This window comes from Muribaculum gordoncarteri (assembly GCF_004803695.1).
In the GTDB taxonomy this organism is placed as follows: Bacteria; Bacteroidota; Bacteroidia; order Bacteroidales; family Muribaculaceae; genus Muribaculum; species Muribaculum gordoncarteri.
The window spans coordinates 1,996,526-2,021,738 of record NZ_CP039393.1; the positions used below are offsets into that span (position 1 = coordinate 1,996,526).

A 25,213-nucleotide genomic window follows, 5' to 3' on the forward strand; every position below is an offset into this window, starting at 1 on the left:
GTAAGTTAAACAATCGACATCAGCGCCGCTCCGAATAACTCTTTAGGCATTTTTAGTTAATGAAAAGGTTGATAATCTGATATTTTTTTGCGAAATTTGCAGTCAAAATGTATTTTCATACTTGAAACATATATATTATTAATTTATAACAACTTACTAATGAAGAAGAGTGCACTTCAAAAAGCTCGTGCGGCCTATCAGCCCAAGTTGCCGATAGTGCTCACCGGTGCGGTTAAGGCCGTAGAAGGCAAAGCCACAAATTCAGTTGCTGATCAGGAGGATATCCAAAAACTGTTTCCCAACACTTACGGTCTACCCGAAATACATTTCGAGAAAGGTCCTGCTGTAAAGTCAGCACCCATCAACGTAGGTGTAATTCTGTCAGGAGGTCAGGCTCCCGGCGGACACAATGTAATCAGCGGTCTTTTTGACGGAATAAAGAAGGTGAATCGCGACAGCCGTCTTTACGGATTCCTTATGGGTCCCGGCGGATTTGTTGATCACAAATACATGGAACTGACTGCATCATACATTGATGAATACCGCAACACCGGAGGATTTGACATCATCGGTTCAGGTCGTACAAAGCTTGAAACAAAGGCACAGTTTGACAAGGGTCTTGAAATTCTCAAGGAGCTCAACATCAAGGCACTCGTAATCATAGGCGGTGACGACTCCAACACCAACGCCGCCATCCTTGCCGAATACTACAAGTCGATCAACGCAGGCGTTCAGGTAATCGGTTGCCCCAAGACTATCGACGGTGACCTGAAGAACGAGATGATCGAAACCTCATTCGGTTTCGACACCGCAACCAAGGTTTACAGCGAAGTAATCGGTAACATCCAGCGCGACTGCAACTCATCGAAGAAATACTGGCACTTCATCAAACTGATGGGCCGCTCGGCAAGTCACATCGCCCTTGAGTGCGCACTCCAGTGCCAACCCAATGTGTGCATCATCTCGGAAGAGGTTGAAGCCAAGAAGGAAACCCTCAACGACATCGTAAACTCAATAGCCGACGTGGTAGCAGCACGTGCCGCCAACGGCAACAACTTCGGTAGTGTCCTCATACCCGAAGGTCTTATCGAGTTCATCCCCGCAATGAAGGCTCTTATCGCCGAACTCAACGACCTCCTCGCCGACAACGCCGAAGAGTTTGCCAAGATCGACCGTCAGAATCAGCTCAGCTGGATTGTTGACCGTCTGTCAAGCGAAAACGCATCTATATTCAACTCACTTCCCGAAGGCGTTGCCCGTCAGCTCTGCCTCGACCGCGACCCCCACGGCAACGTACAGGTATCGCTCATCGAAACCGAGAAGCTGCTCGGCGAAATGGTAGGCCGTCGCCTGAACGAGATGAAGGCCGAAGGACGTTACGTAGGCAAATTCGCTTCGATGTTCCACTTCTTCGGATATGAAGGCCGTTGCGCCGATCCTTCAAACTTCGACGCCGACTACTGCTACGCACTCGGATTCAACGCCGCTTGCCTCATCAACGCAGGAGTCACCGGTTACATGTCGAGCGTGCGCGGACTCACCAAGCCCTCGGTACAGTGGACAACAGGCGGTATACCCATCACCATGATGATGAACATGGAGCGCCGTCACGGTGCCATGAAGCCCGTTATACAGAAGGCTCTCGTAAGACTTGACGGAGCACCCTTCCTCAAGTATGCCGCTCAGCGTGACACTTGGGCAATCAACACCGACTTCATCTACCCCGGCCCCATCCAGTACTTCGGTCCGGCTGAAGTGTGCGACCAGCCCTCACTCACCCTTCGTTACGAGCACGAAAACCGCTAAACCCGTTGTGAGGTGACGCACACAAGTCACCCGCAGCGACAACGCATAAAACCCGACTCACAGCTTGCAGAGATCGCCCTCGGGGGAGCAATTCCGCTCTCGGGCGATCTCTTTTTATGTGCACATGACAATCTAATAGATGTTAAAACCGGTCGGACAGGGCCAAACATTTTCACAGCCCGGGGGTTTATATGGTAAATAATTAAACAACAACTATACCCGACTATGAATTTTATCTGGTTTATACTTATCGGCATCGTTGCCGGAGCTCTTGCCGGCAAGCTGATGCGAGGCGGCGGCTTCGGATGGATTCTGAATCTGCTGCTCGGTATTGCAGGCGGTGTACTTGGCGGATGGCTGTTCGGACTGTTCGGCATACATACCGACAGCATTATAGGAAGCCTCATCACCTCGACCGTAGGCGCCATTGTGGTGCTATGGATTGCGTCGCTCGTCAACCGAAGCATAAACAAGTGACGCCAATCCATGTTTTAACATTAAAATATAATTTATTATGAAGAATTGTCATCTATTTTTCACAGGCCTCATTCTCGGCGCCTTGACCGGTATTTACGCTGAGCGGTATTCACGCACAACCTCACGCGGACGCAAGATACGCCGAGAGGTTAACCGCACCTTGCGAGACCTATACGGTGACGCACGCGAGCGCATCGGCCGCGTAAAGGAATCGGTCGAAGACAAAGTCGACGAAATAGCCGACGCAGCAAAATAGCAGCTTTTTTATTTATGCAAATAGAGCGCGAAAGGCCTCCTCGACTTTAGCAACCTCGACTATCTTAATTTTAAGTCGGGAAGTGTCGAAGCCTTTCATATTGTTCTTAGGCACAAGAATTGTGCTGAAACCCAACTTTTCCGCCTCAAGCACTCGCTGTTCTATGCGAGTGATGGGGCGGATTTCTCCTGAAAGGCCCACCTCACCCGACATGCACACATCGCGCGGCACGGCCATGTCGACATTGGACGACAGAATCGCGCATATAACGCTCAAGTCGAGAGCCGGATCGTTGACCTTGAGTCCTCCCGCGATATTGAGAAACACATCCTTTTGGGCAAGCTTGAACCCCACCCTCTTTTCCAACACCGCAAGCAGCATGTTCATGCGCTTTGAATCAAATCCCGTAACCGAGCGCTGAGGAGTTCCGTAGGCGGCTGTCGACACCAGTGCCTGGGCCTCGATGAGAAACGGCCTGACACCCTCAAGCGTAACGCCGATGGCCATGCCCGAAAGTTCGCCGTCGTCAGATGACTGCGACAGGAGCAGCTCCGAAGGATTGGACACCTCGCGCAATCCGCGCTGCACCATCTCATATATGCCAAGCTCCGAAGTCGAGCCGAAACGATTTTTTATCGATCGCAATATACGGTACATGTAGTGACGGTCGCCCTCAAACTGAAGCACGGCATCGACAATGTGCTCCAACACCTTGGGCCCCGCAATGGAGCCCTCCTTATTTATATGTCCTATAAGAATCACCGGCGTGCCCGAAGACTTGGCGTAACGCAGCAGCTGAGCGGCACACTCCCTTACCTGACTCACACTGCCCGCCGACGACTCGATGACATCGGAAGCAATAGTCTGTATAGAATCGACCACCACCAATTCAGGTTCTACCTGCTTGATGTGACCGAGAATGTTTTCAAGCGATGTGTCACACACAATGTAGCAGTTGTCGCTGAGCCGCCCTATGCGGTCGGCTCTCATCTTAAGCTGACTCGCACTCTCCTCGCCCGACACGTAAAGGATGCGCTTGCCGCGTATCGACAGAATGTTCTGCAATACAAGCGTCGACTTGCCTATGCCCGGCTCACCGCCGATAAGCACTATCGAACCTGCCACAAGACCGCCGCCAAGCACCCTGTTGAGCTCCTCGCTGGGCATGTGTAGCCGCGTTTCCTGCCGTGTTTCTATCTGCGATATTGGCAGGGGAACAGCCTTGTTGTCACGCTCAAATGTCGCGCTCTTGCTACCCTTGACATTCACCCGCTCCTCTATCATGGTGTTCCACTCGCCGCAACCGGGGCATCGGCCTATCCACTTGGGCGACTCGTTGCCGCAGTTACTGCAATACCACATAGACTTTACCTTATTAGCCATACTCCTTAACAATAAAAAATCAATAAATACGACGACGGAACTCGGCTACGGTCACAGCCGCAGCCATTCCCACGTTAAGCGACTCACTTGTCACCGCTCCGGGAGGGAACGACGGAATGGTGAGCCTCGACGAAACAAGTCGCTCGACATCGGGCGATATGCCCTGGCCTTCGTTGCCGAACACTATCATGCCGCAACCCGACAGCTCGGAGCTGTAGATGTCGTCACCGTCAAGGAAAGTGCCAAACACCGGCACACCGTCAATCCGTCCAAGCAGATCGACAATCGACTCATAGCACACCTTCACCCTTGAAATGGCCCCCATGGTAGCCTGTACCACCTTGGGATTGTAGACATCGACAGTGTCGTGGCTGCATACAATCTGGCGAATGCCAAACCAATCGGCGATGCGCATTATGGTGCCGAGATTGCCCGGATCCTGAACGCGGTCAAGCACTATCGTGAGATTGTGCCTGAACTCCGACTCGTCCAGCTCATTGCTCGGGATGTCGTAGACGGCCATCACCTCGGGCGGAGTGGAGAGGTGACTCATGCGCTCCATGTCGGCACGCTTCACCGTCACCGGCTCCACGGCGCCGATTTCGGCATGATGACGCTCAATCCATGCCGATGTGGCAAATAGATAACGACATGAAAAATTGTGCAGCGTGTCGAGCACGCATTTAGTGCCTTCAGCCACAAACAGTCCGTTGTCGCGACGCGCCCGGGCGTTGTCAAGCGATGCAACAAGTTTGCGAAGATTGTTGGTGAGTTCGACCATGATAAATTAAAATTTCACACACGAAATTAGGCAAAAGTGCATATTCCGGCAAATTCTTGTTTAAAAAACATTTATAAATGTGTTTTTAAATATAAAAGGCTCCGACAACAGCCAAAATTATGTTATCTTTGTAAAGTTATTCTAAAGATACTTGTAAATTCCACGTTCAACTGATGCGTCATCGCTCATCCGCGACCAAACGCATGAGGCGATTTCGTTATTTCTACGAGTCTTTTTAGATTGTGTCTCTAATTATTATTTCTACTTTTTATCACCATTTTTATTACTCATGGAAGCAAAAACGAAACCAGACCTCGGATTTTGGAAATTATGGAATTTAAGCTTCGGGTTTTTCGGCGTACAGATAGCCTACGCGTTGCAAAGCGCAAACATATCGCGAATATTCGCCACTCTTGGAGCCGACCCTCATGAACTAAGTTACTTTTGGATTCTGCCGCCTTTGGCAGGCTTGATAATTCAGCCCATCGTGGGCACACTCAGCGACCGCACATGGAACCGTTTCGGTCGCCGTCTTCCCTACCTCTTGTTTGGAGCAATACTCGCCGTAATCGTCATGGCACTGCTTCCCAATGCCGGAAGCTTCCACTTCGCCGTGGCCGGCGCACTCATCTTCGGAGCATTCGCATTGATGTTCCTCGACCTGTCGATCAACATATCCATGCAGCCGTTCAAGATGCTCGTAGGAGACATGGTCAACGAGAAGCAGAAGGGCCTCGCCTACTCCATACAGAGCTTCCTGTGTAACGCAGGCTCGGTTGTAGGCTTCGTGTTCCCCTTCGTGCTGGCATGGATAGGCATAAGCAACACTGCCGAAGGCAATCAGGTGCCCGACTCAGTGACCTACTCATTCTATCTCGGCGCGGCCATCCTCATAGCCTGCGTCATCTACACCTTCTGCAAGGTGAAGGAGATGCCTCCCAAGGAGTATGCAGCCTACCACGGCATCACCAAGGAGCAGGACAATGAAAAGAGCAACTTCCTGCAGCTGCTTGTAAAAGCTCCCAAGGTGTTCTGGACAGTGGGTCTTGTACAATTCTTCTGCTGGGCCGCATTCATGTATATGTGGACCTACAACACCGGCGGTGTAGCCGAGCAGGCTTTCGGCTGGGACGCTTCGCAGGGCACCAAGGTAGCCAACTACCAGGAGGCTGCCAACTGGAACGGAATCCTGTTTGCAGTCCAGGCAATCGGTTCGGTAGTTTGGGCCGCCATACTTCCCAGCTTCAAAAATCGCCGCTTTGCCTACTGCCTCAGCCTCGTAATCGGTGGCATAGGATTCATCTCAACCCTCTGCTTACATGACAAATGGATGCTCTTCATCAGCTACTTCCTCGTGGGAACAGCCTGGGCCGCAATGCTCGCAATGCCTTTCACCATCCTCACCAACTCCATCTCGGGCAAGCACATGGGTGCATATCTCGGCCTGTTCAACGGCACGATAACCATACCCCAGATTGTAGCCGCAGCCCTCGGAGGTGCCGTGTTCGGACTACTTGGCGGTCAGCATCAGCTCAACATGATAGTGCTTGCAGGCGTACTGCTTATAGTAGGAGCCGTGTGTGTATTCTTCATCAAGGAAACCTACGCCGAGAAGCATGAACTGGAAACCGATCCTTACATCGACGAAAACGCCGAAATATAAAAATATGCAATCCCGTTGATTGCACAGTGTAAATTTATCAGTAGCCGCGGATTGGTCATAAGCCAATCCGCGGTTTCGTTTATTATCTAAAAGGAAAGAGGCGGCCATGCAAGCGACGGCTACATGAACATACTCAAAAGTCTATAAAAGAAAACGGTGCAGCTTCGTTGACCGAAGCCGCACCGATATTCGTCTTTGCTGATTAGCCGACAGGATTTATGCCTTTTCGTCGGGAGTTACGTTGATGAACTGGCGTCCATTCTTACCCTCGGTGAAGAGAACAACACCGTCAACAAGCGCATAGATTGTGTGGTCCTTACCCATACCCACATTAAGACCGGGGTGATGAACAGTACCGCGCTGACGCTTGATGATGTTACCTGCCTTAGCGTGCTGACCGCCAAAAATCTTAACGCCGAGTCGTTTGCTTTCCGACTCACGTCCGTTCTTAGAACTACCTACACCTTTTTTATGTGCCATTTCTTTAAGATTTTAATGGGTTAAGCTACTAATTCTTTAATCACAATCTTGGTGAAGTACTGGCGATGTCCGTTAAGACGGCGATAGCCTTTGCGTCTTTTCTTCTTGAAGACAAGTACCTTGTCACCCTTTACGAGAGGCTCAGCCACTTCGCAAACAACCTTTGCTCCTTCAACGGTAGGAGCACCAACTTTAACGTTACCGTCGGCTTCGCAGAGGAGAACGCGGTCAAACTCTACTGAGTCGCCCTGCTTCTTGTCCTCGCCGAGATAGTGAACATACAAGAACTTACCGGCTTCGGCCTTAAACTGCTGTCCTTGAATTTCTACAATAGCGTACATCTGTTTATAAAAAATATTACAGGTTAACTCCGTCAGGCGAGCAATCATGCATGATTGGCTTCTTTATTCCGGGCCTGCGCGGAAAAATAGCGCACAAAGTTACTACTTATTTTTCAATAATGCAACACCTTCAATGCACTCTATCAGGATTTTTCGCAATAAATTCCTTCCACGAGCGAGGGCCGCGTGCAATCTCGGGCTTTCCCGACTCATAGAAGTGGCACAATGCGGCTCCGAGCGCATCGGTGGCATCGAGCTCGGGAAGCAGGTTCTCGGCAGGGATGTTGAGGATGCGCCTCAGCATATCCTGCACCTGCTCCTTGGCGGCGGCACCGTTGCCGGTTATGGCCATCTTGATTTTTCGCGGCTCATACTCGGTTATGGATATGTCGCGGCTTATCGCGGCGGCCATGGCCACACCCTGGGCGCGGCCAAGCTTGAGCATCGACTGAACGTTTTTGCCGAAGAAAGGGGCCTCGATTGCCATCTCGTCGGGGAGATACTGCTCGATTATGCCCGTGACACGGTTGAATATGTGGCCAAGCCTCAGATAGTGACTGTCAAACTTGTTAAGCTTTATGACACCCATCGCTATCATGGCCGGCTTGGAGCCCTTGACGCCGAGGATTCCGTAGCCCATAACATTGGTGCCAGGGTCTATACCTATTATAATACGGTCCCACTCGGCAAGTGATTCGTTACGCTGCATCGTCACACAAGTTCCTCCATGAATGTGGTGAAATGAACCATGCGCTCGCCCCATCGCTTGGCGGCAGCGGAAAGAAGCTCGGGAGCGACAGCGTTGTCCCAATGCCGTGCCGCATCATCGTCGGCAAACCGAAGCTGAACGGCATAACCCGCACCGGCCTCAATCTCGACAAGCAGTCGCATAACCATCGACGACACATAGCCCGTCGACTTGACGGCAGCAGCCACATAACAATCGCGAGCCCACCCTTCAAATTCCGATTTGAGAGCGGGCTCCACGTAAAAGGTGGTGTTTACTATCATTGCAGATTGTTTATAAATCCGGTTGCAAACATGACAATCGTGTAGATGATGTTTACAGCCAAGCCCACTCCGACACCTATCAAAGTCCACTTCTTGGCATCGGCCGAAGCCTTATAGGCCTCATCGTAACGGCCGGCATTCCAAAGGCTGTTGACATTGGAGGCCTTCACGATACCCACGATACCGAAGGGCAGACAGCAGCAGAGCGTACACAGAATCGACTCCACGAGCCAGTTCTTGGGAGGAACGCCCATCGACATGGGATTGTCGCCGGCTGCATACTGAGGCTGCTGGTAGGGCTGCTGATATTGGGGTTCGCACGGAGGCACGGGAGGCATCGAGCCCTCAGCCTGGCATGCCGAGCTATAATCAACAGGAGGTACCGGAGGCATGGCTCCGCCGAGAGCGCAACGAATCTCCTCGATGCTGTCGGCGCGCTTCCAGTCGGCCATTCCGTCACACCACACAAGGTCATCTCCCTTCAACCCGCGAGCAACAAGCTGGTCAACCTCATAGGGTCCGACGGGCTTTTCATTTTCTACAACGTAATATCTCATAATTAAATTATTAATGTAATTTCAACTAATCGGCACATGTCAGCGCCTTGCCGCGAGCCTCTACTTTACGCTGCTTCAGGAATCGGGGCAGGAAAGCGAAGTGCCTCATCAGCGTGGGGAAGAAGCCGTAGTAATAGCACATTATCCTGAATCGCTCCATGAGCGAAGCCTTGCGATTGGCCGTGGTGACTCCCTCGCTCAGATAATCTATTATCACCGCAGGCACGTAGACATTGCGCCGCGAGCGCTGAAGGCACCTTATGCACCACTCGTAATCTGACGAGAACCTGTATTTCAGGTCATAGTCCTGAGCAAGCTTTCGCAACACTACAAATGCCTGATGACACACAACCATTCCCGTAGCAAAACTCTGCAGCGTCAACTCATCAGGCGCCGTGAGATGACGCGGAGCTATGAACCGACGCTCCGAATCGACAAGGTCAGTCTGCCCGTAGACGATTCCGGGATAGTCGTTGTCCATTATCGCCGAAGCGAGCTTCTCAAGCGTATCGGACGAGTGAAAAGCATCGCCCGCATTGAGAAATATCAGATAATCTCCCCGCGCCACTGCCATTGCCTTATTCATCGCATCATATATGCCCTTGTCGGGACTTGAGTAGATGCGAGCCTGAGGTATTCCTGCATCAATGGCCAGCTTGAGAGTCTTGTCCTTGGACACTCCGTCCATTATTATATACTCAAACAGCTTGCACGATTGTCCCGCTACACTTTCGAGAGTGGCAGGCAACGTAGAAGCGGCATTGTAAGTGACGGTTATGATTGAAAATAATGGAGCCATAATACAGCATAACGTGCTTTCGGTTCAGAAAGCAAATATAGCATAAAAATCGAATTCCATCAAAATATTTTCAGTATCTTTGCATCAAAATAAAATAAAACCAATAAACATGAAGCGTAAGATAGCGTTTTTCATCACTTTAATCTACTTTTCCATACTCAGTGCATCGGCACAAATAGTCAATCCCGTAAAGTGGACCTCGTCAATTGAAATGACCGACGGCGTTCACGGCACGATTGTGCTGTCGGCTAAAATCAACTCCGGCTGGCACATGTACTCCCACGACGTCGACCCCGACATAGGCCCCACCCCGCTGTCAATACAGTGGGACAAGCTCGACGGCGTGAAGCTCGACGGCGACTTCAAGGCCGACAAAGCGGTTCACACCGAATTTGACGAACTGTTTGGCGCCAACCTGAGCTGGTGGACCGAAAGCGTAGTCCTGCGCCAGCCCTTCACCGCCACAGCGGCCAAATTTGCAATCGAGGCAACGATACGCTACTCGGCCTGCAACAATGAAAACTGCATCCCGCCCACAAAGGAAACTGTGATATTGAGCGGAACAGCCAAGCTCCCCGCCGCACAGCCCGCGGTTGAGGAAAAAGCTGCACCCGACACCATAGAAACCGCCACTCTTGACGAGGTAATCGCCGACGACGAGGTGAAACCCGAAGTCGATGCCGACCGCCTGTGGGCGCCCGTCACCTACAGCGACTCCGACACCCACGACGACTATTCGTCGACATCGCTTTGGTACATATTCTTCGCATGCTTCATCGGCGGATTCGTGGCCCTGCTCACCCCCTGTGTATGGCCCATGATTCCCCTCACGGTAAGCTTCTTCCTCAAGAAGGGCAAATCAAGAGCCCGCTCGGTAACCGACGCATTTGTCTACGGACTCTCAATCATCGTCATCTACCTGCTGCTCGGCCTGCTCATAACTGCCATATTCGGCGCAAGCTCGCTCAACGCGCTCTCGACAAGCGCCACCTGCAACATCATCTTCTTCCTGCTGCTCGTAGTGTTTGCAATATCGTTCTTCGGAGCATTCGACATAAAACTCCCCGCTTCGTGGGCCAACAAGATGGACAGCTCGGCCGAGCGCACAACCGGCCTGCTGAGCATATTCTTCATGGCGTTCACCCTCACTCTGGTGTCATTCTCCTGCACAGGCCCCATCATCGGCACACTGCTCGTGGAGGCCGCAAGCACAGGCGACAAGCTCGGCCCGGCCGTAGGCATGTTCGGCTTCTCGCTCGCACTGGCAATACCCTTCTGCCTGTTTGCAATGTTCCCGTCACTGCTCCAGAGCGCACCCCGTTCGGGAGGATGGATGAACACCGTCAAGGTGGTGCTCGGCTTCATCGAACTTGCCCTTTCGCTCAAGTTCCTCTCGGTAGCCGACCTCGCCTACGGATGGCACATCCTCGACCGTGAAACATTCCTCGCCCTGTGGATTGTAATCTTCGCGCTGCTCGGAATGTATCTCCTCGGCAAGTTCAACTTCTCACACTACGGCCCCGCCAACTCAAGCATAGGCACCGTGCGATTCTTCCTCGCCATGGCATCGCTGTCGTTCAGCGTCTACCTCGTGCCCGGACTTTGGGGCGCACCCCTGAAGGGCGTCAGCGCATTCGTGCCGCCACTCTACACCCAGGACTTCAACCTCTACGGAGGCGGATTCACCGAATATGACGACTACGACGAGGGCATGGCCGCCGCCCGCAAGGAGGGCAAGCCCGTGCTTATCGACTTCTCGGGCTACGGCTGCGTGAATTGCCGCAAGATGGAAGGCAAGGTGCTCGACGACACCAATGTACACGCCATGATCGAAAACAACTTCGTGGTGATAAAGCTGATGGTCGACGAGAAAAAGAGCCTGCCCGAACCCGTCTACGTTGAAGAGAACGGAAAGAAAGTGCGCCTCGACACCTACGGCGATCGTTGGAGCTATCTGCAACGTTATAAATTCAACGCCAATGCACAGCCCTACTACGTTATCCTCAACGATGACGGAGAGTTGATTTCAGGCCCGTTCTCCTACGACGAAAACATCCCCAAATTCACCATGTTCCTTGAAAAAGGCATCAAAAACTACAAGGAATGAGGCAGTTGGAAATTATTGACAAATTTTTCATACAATAATAGCCGTAATTAGAATAAAACATTTAACTTTGCAACGTAAAGCAATAAACTAATTCGTATAATAATCTAAAATTTTAATTATCATGGCTTACGTAATCACTGATAAATGTGTAGCTTGCGGAACTTGTCTTCCCGTTTGCCCCGTTGAAGCAATCTCTGAAGGTGACATCTACCACATCGATCCCGACACTTGCATCGAATGCGGCAGCTGCGCTGAAGTTTGCCCCAGCGAAGCAATCGTTCCCGGAGAATAATAAACTGCACATATTACCGGAATACAAAAGCGGAATCGTCAACAGGCGGTTCCGCTTTTACGTTTCATAGCGTCAAGCGTGTGACATGCTCAATTATAGAAAGTTTACACGTTTTTTGTCTGAATTTTTTTGCGACATGGAGCGATTATGCTTATCTTTGCAGATGTAAAATGCCCATGAAAGGGCGCAACATAACCGAACTTTTAATTTATTCACTTAAATATCAACAAAACAATGGTAAGTTACAAAGATCTTGGCTTGGTCAACACCCGTGAGATGTTTGCTAAGGCTATCAAGGGTGGCTACGCAGTACCCGCTTTCAACTTCAACAACATGGAGCAGCTTCAGGCTATCATCAAGGCTGCTGCCGAAGATAAGTCACCTGTAATCCTTCAGGTATCAAAGGGTGCTCGCAACTACGCCAACCCCATTCTTCTTCGTTACATGGCACAAGGCGCTGTTGAATACGCCAAGACCCTCGGTTGGGAACATCCCCAAATCGTGCTTCACCTCGACCACGGTGACAGCTTCGAGCTCTGCAAGGACTGTATCGAACACGGCTTCTCGTCAGTGATGATTGACGGTTCTCACCTCCCCTACGAGGAAAATGTCGCCCTCACCAAGAAGGTAGTTGACTACGCTCACCAATATGATGTAACTGTAGAAGGCGAGCTCGGCGTACTTGCCGGTGTTGAAGATGAGGTATCATCTGACCACCACACCTACACCGACCCCGAAGAAGTTATCGACTTCGCTACCCGCACAGGTTGCGACAGCCTCGCTATCTCAATCGGTACTTCACACGGTGCCTACAAGTTCAAGCCCGAGCAGTGCACCCGCAACGCCGACGGCAAGCTCGTTCCCCCGCCCTTGGCATTTGACGTGCTCGACGCCGTTATGGAGAAGCTCCCCGGATTCCCCATCGTTCTTCACGGATCTTCATCAGTTCCCCAGGATGAGGTTGACACCATCAACAAGTATGGCGGCAAGCTTCCCGATGCAATCGGTATCCCCGAAGAAGAGCTCCGCAAGGCTTCAAAGAGCGCTGTTTGCAAGATCAACATCGACTCCGACAGCCGTCTTGCTATGACTGCAGCTGTTCGCAAGACTCTCTTCGAGCACCCCGAAGAATTTGACCCCCGCAAGTACCTCGGCCCGGCTCGCGACAACATGGAGAAGCTCTACAAGCACAAAATCGAAGCCGTTCTCGGCAGCAAGGACAAAGCTCTCTAATAGACCGCAATCCTTATGACATAGCCGGCTCCGCAGTTGATTCCGCGGAGCCGGTTTATTTTTACACCTATCGCTCAGGGTGACTTTGCAATGATAAGAGCCGGCTCTAAATCATGACATAAAAACTACGACATAATTATTCACGATTGTTTTGCATGACTTTTGCCATGTTTTTTGTAACTTTGCAAGTTGACCGACAACAATTAACATCTTGCCACCAATCACTGATATGACTGAAGAGGAACTAACCATATTACCTGAAGAAAAGCGCGAAACCGTTGAAACAAGCTATTCCGGCGACGACATCAAGACTCTCGACTGGAAGGAGCACATACGCCTGCGACCGGGAATGTACATCGGAAAACTCGGCGACGGCTCGCAAAACGACGACGGCATCTACGTGCTTCTTAAAGAAGTGCTCGACAATGCCATCGATGAATACATGATGGGATTTGGCAAGCAAATCGACATCGAAGTCAGTGAATACACGGTGGGGGTGCGTGACTACGGACGAGGCATTCCCCTCGACAAGGTGGTCGATGTGTCATCGAAAATGAACACCGGAGCAAAGTATGACTCCAAGGCGTTCAAGAAGTCGGTAGGACTTAACGGTGTCGGCATCAAGGCGGTAAACGCCCTGTCGACCGACTTCTACATCAAGAGCGTGCGCGACGGCAAGTCGATAGCCATCGAATACTCCTGCGGTGAAATAGTCAGCGACTCGGGCATAATGCCGAGCGACGAACCCAACGGAACTTTCGTGCGCTTCACCCCCGACAACTCAATATTCCGCGACTACCGTTACCGTGAAGAGTATGTTGTCCCCCTGGTAAAGAACTACACATTCCTCAACACCGGACTTTCGATATATCTCAACGGCAAGCGTTACTTCTCGCGCAACGGATTGCTCGACCTACTGAAAGAGAACCTCACCACCGAGCCGCTATACCCCATAATACACCTTAAAGGCAACGACATCGAGGCGGTGATAACCCACACCAAGCAGATAGGTGAAGAGTACTACTCATTTGTCAACGGACAGCACACGACTCAGGGCGGAACCCACCTGTCGGCTTTCCGCGAGGCTGTGTCACGCACCATCAAGGAGTACTTCGGCAAAAACTTTGAGTACTCCGACATTCGCAACGGCATCGTCGCCGCTATATCGATTAAAGTCGAGGAGCCGGTATTTGAATCACAGACCAAAACCAAGCTCGGCTCGCGTGACATGGGACCCGAAGGGCCTACGGTGGCAAAGTTCATCGGCGACTTCATCAAGAAAGAGCTCGACAACTACCTCCACATCAACCTCGACACCGCCGACATTCTGCAGAAGAAGATTCTCGAAAACGAGAAGGAGCGCAAGGCAATGGCCGGCGTCACCAAGGCCGTGAGGGAAAAAGCCAAGAAAATAGCGATCCACAACAAGAAGCTTCTCGACTGTCGCGTGCACCTGAGCGACCCCAAAGGCGACGAGGACAAGAAGGAAGCCTCATCGATATTCATCACCGAGGGTGACTCGGCTGCCGGTTCAATCACCAAGATACGCGATGTTGAAACCCAGGCCGTGTTCTCGCTCCGAGGCAAGCCGCTCAACACCTATGGAATGCCGCTTGTCGATGTCTACAAGAACGATGAGTTTGCGCTTCTTCGCGCAGCCTTGAACATCGAGGACAGCATCGACGACCTGCGTTACAACAAAGTAATCATAGCCACCGATGCCGATGTCGACGGAATGCACATACGCCTGTTGCTGCTCACCTACATCCTGCAATTCTTCCCCGACCTGATAAAGAAAGGCCATGTCTACGTGCTGCAGACCCCCTTGTTCCGTGTACGCAACAAGAAGACCACCCGCCGCGCAGGCACCCGCCAGTCAAAAAAGTCAGGCAAGGAATCAACCGATGACACGTATTATTGTTATACTGATGAAGAGCGTGTTACAGCCATCAACAAGCTTGGGGCAAATGCCGAGATAACACGATTCAAGGGCCTTGGTGAAATCTCGCCCGAGGAATTCCGCGGATTCATCGGTCCCGACATGCGACTCGACCGCGTGACGCTCCGCAAAGAGGATGCGGTGGCTGAGCTCCTTGAGTTTTACATGGGTAAGAACACTGTTGAACGACAAAACTTTATTATTGACAATCTCGTAGTTGAAGATGACTCCCAAATATCTTGAACGAATAGCCATATATCCGGGAACTTTCGACCCGTTTACTATAGGCCACAAATCGATAGTCGAACGTGGACTCACACTGTTTGACAAGATCATAATCGCAGTAGGAATCAACGACGCCAAGCGTTGCTATCGGCCCACCGAAGCTCGCGTGCGTCACATCGAAAAAGTAATGGCCGACGAGCCGCGCGTGGAAGTGATAAGCTACGACAGGCTCACAGCCGACGTGGCGCGTGACTGCGGAGCGCAATTCATTCTGCGAGGAGTGAGAACGGTTGCCGACTACGAGTATGAGCGCAACCTCGCCTATGCCAACCGACAGATTTCGGGAGTGGAAACAGTACTGCTCTACACCCTGCCCGAACTGCAATACGTAAGCTCCACAATGGTGCGCGACCTCGACCGCTACGGCTACGACATAAGCCAGTTTGTCCCCGACTCCGACCAACTAAGACAATAAGAAATACATTTATGAAATACCTGCTACTATTCGTTTCAGCACTCATCCTCGCCTCGTCAGGCATCAAGGCACAACAGAAATTTGAACTGACACCCGAGCGAAAGCTGCAATATGCCCAAGGGATAATCAACAACTACTATGTTGACAAAGTGGATGCCGACACGCTTGTCGACGAAGCAATCCGTGCAATGCTCAACACACTCGACCCCCACTCGGCCTACTCGACACCCGAGGAAACACGCGAGTTGAACGAGCCCCTCAACGGCAACTTCAGCGGCGTGGGAATACAGTTTAACATGGCAACCGACACCCTGTATGTGATACAGACCGTGGCCGGCGGCCCGTCGGAGCGTGTCGGCCTGTTGCCCGGCGACCGCATAATCGAGGTCAACGACACACTCATAGCAGGAGTGAAGATGAAAAACAACGATGTCATGCGACGCTTGCGCGGCCCCAAGGGCACCGTGGTCAACGTTGCTGTGAAACGTACCGGCGTGCCCGAGCTCATCTACTTCAACATAACGCGCGACGACATTCCCATCTACAGCGTCGATGCCGCCTACATGGCCGACCCCACCACCGGCTACATACGCATATCACGCTTTGCCGCCGAAACTCCCGAGGAGTTCCGCAAAGCCATGAACGACTTGCGCAAGCAGGGCATGAAGAATCTCATCATCGACCTTCAGGACAATGGAGGCGGTTATCTTAATGCAGCCCAGGAGCTGGCCGCGCAATTCCTGAAAAAGGGCGATCTTATAGTTTACACCGAGGCTCCGCGCACTCCGAGCTACACCTACGTGGCCGAGCGTAACGGCGACTTCCTCGATGGCCGCATCGTAGTGCTCGTCAACCAGTATTCGGCATCGGCAAGCGAGATTCTCGCCGGTGCGCTGCAGGATCACGACCGTGCGGTAGTCGTAGGCCGACGCACATTCGGCAAGGGCCTCGTACAGCGTCCCTTCCCATTCCCCGACGGCTCGATGATTCGCCTCACGGTGTCACGCTACTACACTCCGTCGGGTCGATGCATCCAGAAGCCCTACGTGAAGGGCGACATCGACGACTACATCGAGGACATCAAGCACCGATACGATGCCGGCGAACTGATGCACTCCGATTCGATACACTTCCCCGACTCGCTCCGTTACACCACATTGCGCAACAAGCGTGTCGTATATGGCGGTGGTGGAATCATGCCTGACCGCTTCTCTCCTCTCGACACCACATGGTACACCCCCTACTATCGTGACATCCTCGCAAAGGGTGCGCTCTACCAGTATGTATTGGGCTATGTCGACACTCACCGCCAGCAGCTAAAAGCCGAGTATCCCACCGAGAAGGATTTTGCCGAACGATTTGAGGTGACATCCGAAATAATGAACGGCCTCATTGAACAGGGCAAGAAAACCGATGTTGAATATAATGAAGAGCAATATAAACAGAGCGAAAACTACATGCGCACTGTGCTGAAAGCACTCATTGCTCGTGACATATACGAAAACGGCTCCTATTACCGGATTGCCAACGACCTCAACCCCATCTATCACGAAGGATTGAAAGTCATAAATTCACCCGACGAGTACAAAAAACTCCTCGGTGACTGACAACGGCAAAACGAGGTTGCCTAAAAACAAGATTAAGCATGAAAGAGAACATAATAAGCACCGAAACTTCTGAAAAGACCGTACTCGTGGGCCTCATAACCCCTCAGCAGAATGAGGCTAAGGCCAAGGAGTATCTCGACGAACTCGCTTTTCTCGCCGACACGGCGGGAGCGATCACCGAAAAGACATTCCTGCAGCGACTCGATTACCCCAACCCGCGCACCTATGTGGGAAAGGGAAAGCTTGACGAGATAAAGCAATATGTCGACGAAAACGAAATAGGACTCGTGATATTCGACGACGACCTCACCACCAAGCAGGTCGCCAACCTCGAGCGCGAGCTTCAGGTGAAGATTCTCGACCGCACGAGCTTGATTCTCGACATATTTGCAAAACGCGCACAAACCGCCAACGCAAAGACCCAGGTCGAACTCGCGCAATACCAGTATCTGCTGCCCCGACTCACCCGAATGTGGACTCACCTCGAACGCCAGCGCGGAGGTATCGGCATGAGAGGCCCCGGTGAAACGCAGATAGAAACCGACCGCCGTATAATCCTCGACAAAATATCACGCCTGAAAGCCGAGCTTGAAAGCATCGACAAGCAGAAGTCGATACAGCGCAAGAATCGCGGAAAACTTACCCGCATAGCATTGGTAGGCTATACCAACGTGGGCAAGTCGACATTGATGAACCTGCTCAGCAAGAGCGATGTATTTGCAGAGAACAAGCTTTTTGCCACTCTCGACACCACCGTGCGCAAGGTCATCATCGACAATCTCCCCTTCCTGCTCACCGACACCGTAGGATTCATCCGCAAGCTTCCCACCCATCTTGTCAACTCCTTCAAGTCGACCCTCGACGAGGTGCGTGACGCCGACATACTCGTCCATGTAGTCGACATAAGCCATCCGCAATTTGAGGAGCAGATCGACATCGTGAACAAGACACTCGCCGAGATATGCGGCAAGGACAGCGACAAGAAGATGATTGTGGTGTTCAACAAAATCGATGCATTCACCTACAAGCCAAAGGATGACGACGACCTCACCCCGCGCACTCGCGAAAACATCTCGCTCGACGAACTGAAAGCTACATGGATGGCCAAAATGAACGACGAATGCGTGTTCATCTCGGCCAAGGAGCAAATCAACATCGATGAACTGAAAAACAAGATTTACGAGAAAGCCAAGGAGGTGCACATAACGCGCTTCCCCTACAACGACTTCCTCTTCCAGAAATACGACGAAGGCGACGACCCGGGCTACAGCGAGCCGTCGACCTATAAGTAAACGACCACGTTTTATGTCAAACCATTGATTATCGATAATGGAATATCGCAATCTTCTTGAATATGAAATAGCACAGCTTGAAGCTTCGGGATGCACTGCCACTAATTGGAACACCGTAAGTGTAAAGGACGGATTCAATCCGTCATGCTATATCAGGGTGAATTTCTCGGGAAATGTCAAGTTGGGCAACACCCGGGATCTGTTTGTGCGCAACGGTGTTCCGGTAAGGAGCGGAATATACGACGCGACAATCCATAATTGTGAGATAGGCGACAATGTACACATAAGCAAAATTGGAGAAGCCATTGCCAATTACCGTATAGGCGACAACTGCTACATCGCCAATGTGAATGCTATGTTTGCCACCGGAGCGTCATCGTTTGGCAACGGATGCGAAGTGAATGTGATGAGCGAAACCGGTGCACGCAGTCTATATATATATGAGAGCCTCACCTCCCAGATAGCCTACCTGACGGTCATGTACCGCCACAACGAGGCATTCACTACCCGCATCAAGGCATTTGCGAAGGAGTATTCCGATCGACAGCGATGTGCCACCGGCCTTATCGAAAGCAATGTAACAATAGCGGGATGCGGAACGATAGCCGACACTATAGTGCGCACCGGCGCCTGCATCGAAGGAGCCACACGCCTTGTCGACGGCACGGTAGGCCGTGACTGCAAGGTGGGCGACAACGTGATAGCGTCGCACTTCATAATGGCGTCACAGGCAAGAGTCGACAGCGGCTCCACCATTGAGCGCGTATTTGTGGGACAAGCCTCGTCGCTCGCCAACGGATTCATAGCCCATGATTCGCTATTCTTTGCCAACTGCGCATGTGAATGTGGCGAGGCATGCGCTGTATTCGCCGGCCCACACACCGTGTCGATGCACAAATCGACCCTGCTTATAGGCGGAATGTTCTCGTTCTTCAACGCAGGTTCGGGAACCAATGAAAGCAATCACCTATATAAGCTCGGACCGGTGCATCACGGCATTATGGAGCGCGGATGCAAAACCGCAAGTAACGCCTACATCACCTGGCCGGCCCACATAGGCCCCTTCACCCTCGTGGCGGGCAGCCACACCTCCCATCCCGACACAACGGAGCTTCCCTACTCCTATCTCATGGAGCGCAAAGGCAAAAGCCTGTTGATTCCGGCCGCCAACCTGAAGACATCGGGCACCATACGCGACATCCTTAAATGGGGTAAGCGCGACCGCCGAAGCAGTGACATCGAGCGGCTCGACCTGATAAACTACGACGCACTCAACCCGCTCATAACATGGCGCGTATATCAGGCCATAAACACTCTCGACCGTTGTGAGGCAGACCCCGAATATCCGCTTACCCGAAATTTTACGATTGAGTATCACGCACTGCGCCGAGGTCGCGAACTATATGCCCTCGCCGCCGACTACTTCATGGGTGAATCGGTGGTAAACAAGCTGTTGTCGCTCGATTTCGACTCAGCCGTTCCCGTTGAGCAGCAGCTGAAGCCCGAATACTCGGGACTTGACCAGTGGATCGACCTTGCCGGATTGATTGTTCCGCGTAAAAAGGTGGGATTCATCATCGACGACATCGTGAACGGCACGATTAACTCGCTTGAAGGCATTGTTGAAAGGCTTAAAATGTTGTATGACAACTACGAGGCCATGAAGTGGAGCTTCGTAGTCAACAATCTGAGCAAGTGTTACAGCAAGAAGCTTGAAACCATGACATTGCATGATTTCATCGCTATAGCCAAGAGATGGAGCGAAAGCATTGCCGCCATATCCAAGTTCCGCAACCATGACGCAATGAAAGACTATTCCGAAAGCATGAAAGTGGGATTTGGTGTCGACAGCGACGGACAAAATGTAGAGGCCGACTTCATTGCCGTGAGAGGCCTGCCCGAACAGGACCCCAACGTGGACGAGATGAACCGCCACTACGACATTGCTCTCAAAAATGCCACAACGGCAATAAAGCGATTGGAAAAGGCTCTTGGTATTTAATCCAAAAACATTACCTTTGCATTAAATTACTAAACAAACAATAACTCACCGATGAACAAACTACTTTCGATTGCCCTTGTCGCAATACTCACGGCCATGGCCGCCGGTTGCGATTCAGGCTTGAAATGGAATGTAAACGGCTCAATCGAAGGAGCCGATTCAAAGACAATGATATTGCAGGCTTCCGACAACGGTCGTTGGTACACTCTCGACTCAATCACCACCGACAAAAGCGGAAATTTCAAATATTCTCACGACCCGATCGGCTATCCCGACATCTTCCGCCTCGTACTCGACGGCAAAAGCATATACTTCCCCATCGACAGCGTGGAAACCGTCAACATCACCTCGACTGCCGACGCTTTTGACTCCGACTACGAGCTGTCAGGCTCCACCGCCGCCGAGATGCTTATGGCCGTCGACAACCGCATCCGCAATTCGGCGTCGGTCAACGGCAAGACATCGGTAGCCAATGACTCAGTACTTAAGCGTGAGCTTGCCGGAATGCTTCTCGGCGATCCCGCAGGAATTGTGTCCTATTACATCATCTGCAAGAAAGTCAACGGACAGTATCTCTTTGACCCCGCCAATCCTCGCGACAACCGCATAGTGGGAGCCGTGGCCAACGCTTTCGACCAGTTCCGTCCCAACGACCCGCGCACCCGCTATCTCCGTCAGGTGTTCCTCGCCAACCGCCAGCTTGTCAGCCCGGCCGGCATCGACACAATGCTTGTCAACGAGATTAAGCTCTTTGACATAACCCTGACCGACAACAAGGGAAAGCCCCACAATCTTGAGGAGGTGACAAAGAACAACAAAGTGGTAGTGCTCAACTTCACCATCTACAGCGCCGAAGGCTCACCCGCCTTCAACCTCGACCTCGCAAAGGTGTATGAAAAGCGTCACAACCAGGGTCTTGAAATATATCAGGTAGCCGTTGACAACGACGAGTTCCAGTGGAAGCAATCGGCACGTAACCTCCCTTGGATCACCGTCTACAATCCCCCGTCGACAGGCTCGCAGATATTGCTTAACTACAACGTAAGCACTCTCCCCACAACCTACATCATCGCCAACGGCGAGCTTGTAGAACGCGTCGACGACATAACCAAGCTCGACTCGGCTGTTGCGCCCTATCTGTAACAAGCTTCGATGACAAAGAACCTCGTCATTTTCACATCCTCTTTCCCCTATTGGACGCCGACCGAGAGTTCTTTCATCATGCCCGAGCTTGACGCTCTTAGAAGTAAATTTGACAACATCATAATAGACCCGGAACGTGCGTCCGGGACTATTTGCAATTATGCGGAGGCGCTTCACGGCATCACTGTCGACGACAGCATGTCACGCCTGCCCTACTCCCGTCACCGGCTGCTCAAAGCGTCACATCTGCTTAACCCGAAGGTCATGTCACTCACGTTATCCGACCTGTCGACCTACAGTAATATCAACCAACTCGCTTCGGGAGTAAGCTTCAACATAAATGCAGTGTGTTTTGCCGGCTGCATAAAGCGGCTTATGAAGCGCCATGCCCTGCGACCCGACAACACGCTGTTCTACACCTTTTGGTTTGACCACATCACATCGGCGCTTGCGTTACTTTGCAACAAGCTTCCGCTTAACATCATCACCCGTGTACACGGTGTTGACCTCTATGACTTCCGCGTCACCTACCGGTCGGCAAAGTTGCGTGACTTCACAATGTCACGCCTGCTCAAGGTATATTGTGCAAGCGACACCGCACGCCGATACCTCATTGAACGGCATCCGTCACATTCGGCCAAGATAGCCATGTCACGCCTTGGATCGCCTGCCATACTGACCGACTCGCCCACCCCGGCAGGCAACGGCAACGACATTACCTTCTTCTCATGCAGCCGAATCGCAGCTGAAAAGCGTGTACACCTGAACTACAGGCTTATACGCACACTCGCTCTCAGTCGTCCCGACATGAATTTCCGTTGGATGCACATCGGCACCGGCGACAAACTCGCCTCACTGCTCAACGAAGTGACGCACCAATGTCCCGCCAATCTTAACGTGACAATAGAAAGCGACCGCATCGACAATGAAAACGTGCATCAGTTCTATCACGACAACCGTGTCGACTGGTTCATGCTCATGAGCGAAACTGAAGGCGGAGTGCCAGTAAGCATCTGCGAAGCCATGTCACACGGCGTTCCCGTAATAGCCGCGTCATCAGGGGCCATTCCCGAAATAGTCGACTCCTCGACGGGGGTATTGTTGTCGCACGACCCCGACGACAACGAATTTCTCACGGCTATCAACCGATTCATCAGCGACCGCGAAGCTGCAGGAAAGTTGCGCGTCAATGCGCGTGAACGTTGGCGCAACAGTTTCAACTCGCAGCAACTGCGTGACAGTTTTGCATCCGAAATATCACAACTACTGCCATGACAATGCGTCCCGAAGTATCAGTAATAACGGTCACATACAACCAGGCCGGAACGATAGCCCGCACTCTCGACTCAATACTTGCTCAGGAGTGTGACTTCGACTATGAAATCGTTATAGGCGAAGATTGCTCGACCGACGACACTCTTGACATCTGCCGCCGATATGCCGCCGCACATCCCGACAAAATCAGGCTGCTGCACAATACCGTCAACAAGGGCGTCATCGACAACTACTTCGACTGCATCATGGAGTGTCGCGGTAAATACATAGCCGACTGTCCCGGCGACGACTACTGGATTGACCGTCACAAGCTGCAAAAACATCGTGACATACTTGCCGCCGACCCCGATGTCACACTGGTGCATACGGCGTGGAACCGCCTGGACCACGCTACCGGCAACGTAACGCCGGCCGATGCCGATAACGCCAACGCCCGTTACCATAACCCCATAGCCGACGGTCGCTCGCTGCTCATCCCGCTGTTATGTCACACTCACCCTCCCGTGATTCATCTCGCCACGGCAATGTATCGCGCCGATACTATACGTAACGCTCTCATGACCGAGCCGCATCTTTTCCGCGACAAATCCTATCCTTGCGAGGACCTGCAGATAATGACCGCACTCGCAGCCTCAGGAAAAATCGGCTACCTGCCCGATGTCACGCTCAACTACAGCGTTGGCCACAGGTCACTCTCCAATCCGCTTGGATTCAAGAAGCAGCTTGACTATCAACTCGGCATATTCAAGCTGACATTAAAGCTGGCCGACCGTTACGCAATCGACCGCTCCCTCCTTCGTCCATTCATCGACGAAAGACTTCGCTACATGGCAACATTGTCATTCAACAGCCTCGACCGACCGCTGATGGATGCAATAATCGCATTGATGAAAGAGCATGAGGTGACATCCACCGTCAAAACAAACTTAATCAAGCTGTTGAGCCGAAATGTCATCCTATGGAAGGCAAGTGTAAAACTAAACGGACTGACACATCGCCATGAACAGTGAATCAAGGATGACAATCGTTGTTCCCGTACTAAATCGTGAGGCAACGTTACAGCGCACACTCGACTCGATATCGGGCCAGACAGCGCGTCCATTAAGCGTCATCATTGTCGATAACGGCTCAACCGACAATAGCCGTGACATAGCCTCGCGCTGGATGAGCCGTCACAAAGCATCCGACTTCGACATAACGCTGCTCGACATGCACGAAAAGGGAGTTTCAAAAGCCCGCAATCTCGGTCTTAGGGAGGCTGTCACGCCCTACATAATGTTTTTCGACTCCGACGACACAATGTCACCTCACCATGTCGAGGATATAATGACGGAGTTTGCAGCCGACCCTACACTCGATATCGTAGGGCGTGACGTGAGGCTCCACACTATTAACGGTAGCACTCGCACACTTCCCTTTGCCGACTCCGACCTGCTGTTTCAGCACATATTCTACAGCATCCTATCGACACAACGTTACGCCTTGCGGACATCACTGCTGCGCAAAGCCGGAGGCTGGAACGAAGATGCAACCGTGTGGACCGACTACGAGCTCGGCCTAAGGCTCATCGTGGAGAATCCCAAAGTAAAACGAATCGACCGAGAGCCTGCAGTGGATGTGTATCAGCAACCCGACTCAATCACCACCGACAGCTATTCAAAGAGGGACAAGGAGCTGATGAAGTCGTTCCTGATATGCAATGAAAAGCTCTCGGGCAACATGCCGTTGCGCGACCTGAAGATGCTCGACCTGAAAGGCATTGTCCTCGCCGGCAACCTCACCCGCGCCAAATCGCCCGAGGGACGACGATTGCTGGTTGAGATACTCGACTTCGCCAACGGCCCGTTTGAGAAAATCGAGCGATACGCATGCTATCTCTACACAGCACTTGGAGGTCGCGGCATACACCGCATAGCATATTTCCGTCACTCTCTTAAAAAATGTTTAAAATCACACCGCACTTGCCCCCTATCAAAATAATCACTATCTTTGCAAAGTAAACATTACACAAGAATTTATCTATAAGGGTCTCGCCTAACGGTTGAGATTCTTTAATTTTTTACTCAACT

Annotated in this window: 24 protein-coding genes; 16 read left to right on the top strand and 8 right to left on the bottom strand. The window is 51.8% G+C overall.

Going from position 1 to position 25,213, the window contains the following annotated elements:
• Positions 1-159: 159 nt before the first annotated feature.
• From E7746_RS08855 to E7746_RS08865, 3 genes are all read left to right on the top strand, one after another.
• Positions 160-1,806, top strand: coding sequence for a diphosphate--fructose-6-phosphate 1-phosphotransferase (locus tag E7746_RS08855; protein WP_136410573.1), 1,647 nt, complete (start codon positions 160-162; stop codon positions 1,804-1,806).
• Positions 1,807-2,031: 225 nt separating this feature from the next.
• A complete protein-coding gene (locus tag E7746_RS08860; RefSeq protein WP_136410574.1) occupies positions 2,032-2,283 on the top strand; it encodes a GlsB/YeaQ/YmgE family stress response membrane protein in 252 nt (83 codons plus the stop codon).
• Positions 2,284-2,320: 37 nt separating this feature from the next.
• The gene (locus E7746_RS08865; protein WP_135947279.1) at positions 2,321-2,539 is read left to right on the top strand and encodes a YtxH domain-containing protein; all 219 of its coding nucleotides are present in this window, start codon (positions 2,321-2,323) and stop codon (positions 2,537-2,539) included.
• A 12-nt stretch (positions 2,540-2,551) separates the two neighbouring features.
• Here the strand turns inward: E7746_RS08865 and radA are convergent, their stop codons facing one another.
• Together radA and E7746_RS08875 are read right to left on the bottom strand one after the other, a co-directional pair.
• Positions 2,552-3,922, bottom strand: coding sequence for a DNA repair protein RadA (gene radA / locus E7746_RS08870; RefSeq protein WP_136410575.1), 1,371 nt, complete (start codon positions 3,920-3,922; stop codon positions 2,552-2,554).
• 19 nt (positions 3,923-3,941) lie between these two features.
• A complete protein-coding gene (locus tag E7746_RS08875; RefSeq protein ID WP_136410576.1) occupies positions 3,942-4,703 on the bottom strand; it encodes a TrmH family RNA methyltransferase in 762 nt (253 codons plus the stop codon).
• 289 nt (positions 4,704-4,992) lie between these two features.
• On the opposite strand from E7746_RS08875, the gene E7746_RS08880 reads away from it, so the two are divergent.
• Entirely contained in the window at positions 4,993-6,366 is a 1,374-nt protein-coding gene (locus E7746_RS08880; RefSeq protein WP_136410577.1) for an SLC45 family MFS transporter, read from the top strand.
• Between the two features lie 216 nt (positions 6,367-6,582).
• Here E7746_RS08880 and rpmA read toward each other — a convergent pair whose 3' ends face one another.
• From rpmA to E7746_RS08910, 6 genes are all read right to left on the bottom strand, one after another.
• Positions 6,583-6,846, bottom strand: coding sequence for a 50S ribosomal protein L27 (rpmA, locus tag E7746_RS08885; protein ID WP_123396417.1), 264 nt, complete (start codon positions 6,844-6,846; stop codon positions 6,583-6,585).
• Between the two features lie 20 nt (positions 6,847-6,866).
• A complete protein-coding gene (gene rplU / locus E7746_RS08890; protein WP_123396416.1) occupies positions 6,867-7,187 on the bottom strand; it encodes a 50S ribosomal protein L21 in 321 nt (106 codons plus the stop codon).
• Positions 7,188-7,317: 130 nt separating this feature from the next.
• Positions 7,318-7,896, bottom strand: a complete 579-nt coding sequence (gene ruvC, locus E7746_RS08895) for a crossover junction endodeoxyribonuclease RuvC (RefSeq protein WP_123396415.1) — start codon at positions 7,894-7,896, stop codon at positions 7,318-7,320.
• 2 nt (positions 7,897-7,898) lie between these two features.
• The gene (locus E7746_RS08900; RefSeq protein ID WP_135947275.1) at positions 7,899-8,198 is read right to left on the bottom strand and encodes a DUF4286 family protein; all 300 of its coding nucleotides are present in this window, start codon (positions 8,196-8,198) and stop codon (positions 7,899-7,901) included.
• Entirely contained in the window at positions 8,195-8,755 is a 561-nt protein-coding gene (locus E7746_RS08905) for a CD225/dispanin family protein (protein WP_123396413.1), read from the bottom strand. Before E7746_RS08905 ends, E7746_RS08900 begins: the two co-directional genes overlap by 4 nt.
• Before the next feature lie 25 nt (positions 8,756-8,780).
• Positions 8,781-9,554: a glycosyltransferase family 2 protein gene (locus E7746_RS08910; RefSeq protein ID WP_135947274.1), complete on the bottom strand. Its 774-nt coding sequence runs from the start codon at positions 9,552-9,554 to the stop codon at positions 8,781-8,783.
• Between the two features lie 109 nt (positions 9,555-9,663).
• Between E7746_RS08910 and E7746_RS08915 the strand changes: the two genes are divergently transcribed.
• From E7746_RS08915 to E7746_RS08970, 12 genes are all read left to right on the top strand, one after another.
• The gene (locus E7746_RS08915; RefSeq protein WP_135947273.1) at positions 9,664-11,661 is read left to right on the top strand and encodes a protein-disulfide reductase DsbD family protein; all 1,998 of its coding nucleotides are present in this window, start codon (positions 9,664-9,666) and stop codon (positions 11,659-11,661) included.
• A gap of 121 nt (positions 11,662-11,782) precedes the next feature.
• On the top strand, positions 11,783-11,953 hold the full coding sequence (locus E7746_RS08920; protein WP_016562641.1) for a DUF362 domain-containing protein: 171 nt from the start codon (positions 11,783-11,785) through the stop codon (positions 11,951-11,953).
• A gap of 234 nt (positions 11,954-12,187) precedes the next feature.
• Entirely contained in the window at positions 12,188-13,186 is a 999-nt protein-coding gene (locus E7746_RS08925; protein WP_123396409.1) for a class II fructose-bisphosphate aldolase, read from the top strand.
• A 229-nt stretch (positions 13,187-13,415) separates the two neighbouring features.
• A complete protein-coding gene (locus tag E7746_RS08930; protein ID WP_135947272.1) occupies positions 13,416-15,368 on the top strand; it encodes a DNA topoisomerase IV subunit B in 1,953 nt (650 codons plus the stop codon).
• Positions 15,349-15,825 carry a pantetheine-phosphate adenylyltransferase gene (gene coaD, locus E7746_RS08935; RefSeq protein ID WP_123396407.1) on the top strand — a complete coding sequence of 159 codons (477 nt, stop codon included), beginning with the start codon at positions 15,349-15,351 and terminating at the stop codon, positions 15,823-15,825. The genes E7746_RS08930 and coaD overlap by 20 nt, the downstream gene beginning before the upstream one ends.
• An 11-nt stretch (positions 15,826-15,836) precedes the next feature.
• Entirely contained in the window at positions 15,837-17,432 is a 1,596-nt protein-coding gene (locus tag E7746_RS08940) for a S41 family peptidase (protein WP_135947271.1), read from the top strand.
• Positions 17,433-17,470: 38 nt separating this feature from the next.
• The gene (gene hflX / locus E7746_RS08945; protein ID WP_123396405.1) at positions 17,471-18,724 is read left to right on the top strand and encodes a GTPase HflX; all 1,254 of its coding nucleotides are present in this window, start codon (positions 17,471-17,473) and stop codon (positions 18,722-18,724) included.
• Positions 18,725-18,761: 37 nt separating this feature from the next.
• Entirely contained in the window at positions 18,762-20,726 is a 1,965-nt protein-coding gene (locus E7746_RS08950; RefSeq protein WP_136410578.1) for a DUF4954 family protein, read from the top strand.
• A gap of 51 nt (positions 20,727-20,777) precedes the next feature.
• Positions 20,778-21,869 carry a DUF4369 domain-containing protein gene (locus tag E7746_RS08955; protein ID WP_136410579.1) on the top strand — a complete coding sequence of 364 codons (1,092 nt, stop codon included), beginning with the start codon at positions 20,778-20,780 and terminating at the stop codon, positions 21,867-21,869.
• Between the two features lie 9 nt (positions 21,870-21,878).
• Positions 21,879-23,144: a glycosyltransferase gene (locus tag E7746_RS08960; RefSeq protein WP_136410580.1), complete on the top strand. Its 1,266-nt coding sequence runs from the start codon at positions 21,879-21,881 to the stop codon at positions 23,142-23,144.
• A gap of 2 nt (positions 23,145-23,146) precedes the next feature.
• Positions 23,147-24,154, top strand: a complete 1,008-nt coding sequence (locus E7746_RS08965; RefSeq protein WP_168184344.1) for a glycosyltransferase family 2 protein — start codon at positions 23,147-23,149, stop codon at positions 24,152-24,154.
• Positions 24,144-25,124 (top strand): glycosyltransferase family A protein, encoded by a 981-nt coding sequence (locus E7746_RS08970; protein ID WP_136410582.1) that lies wholly within the window; start codon positions 24,144-24,146, stop codon positions 25,122-25,124. The genes E7746_RS08965 and E7746_RS08970 overlap by 11 nt, the downstream gene beginning before the upstream one ends.
• Positions 25,125-25,213: the final 89 nt, after the last annotated feature.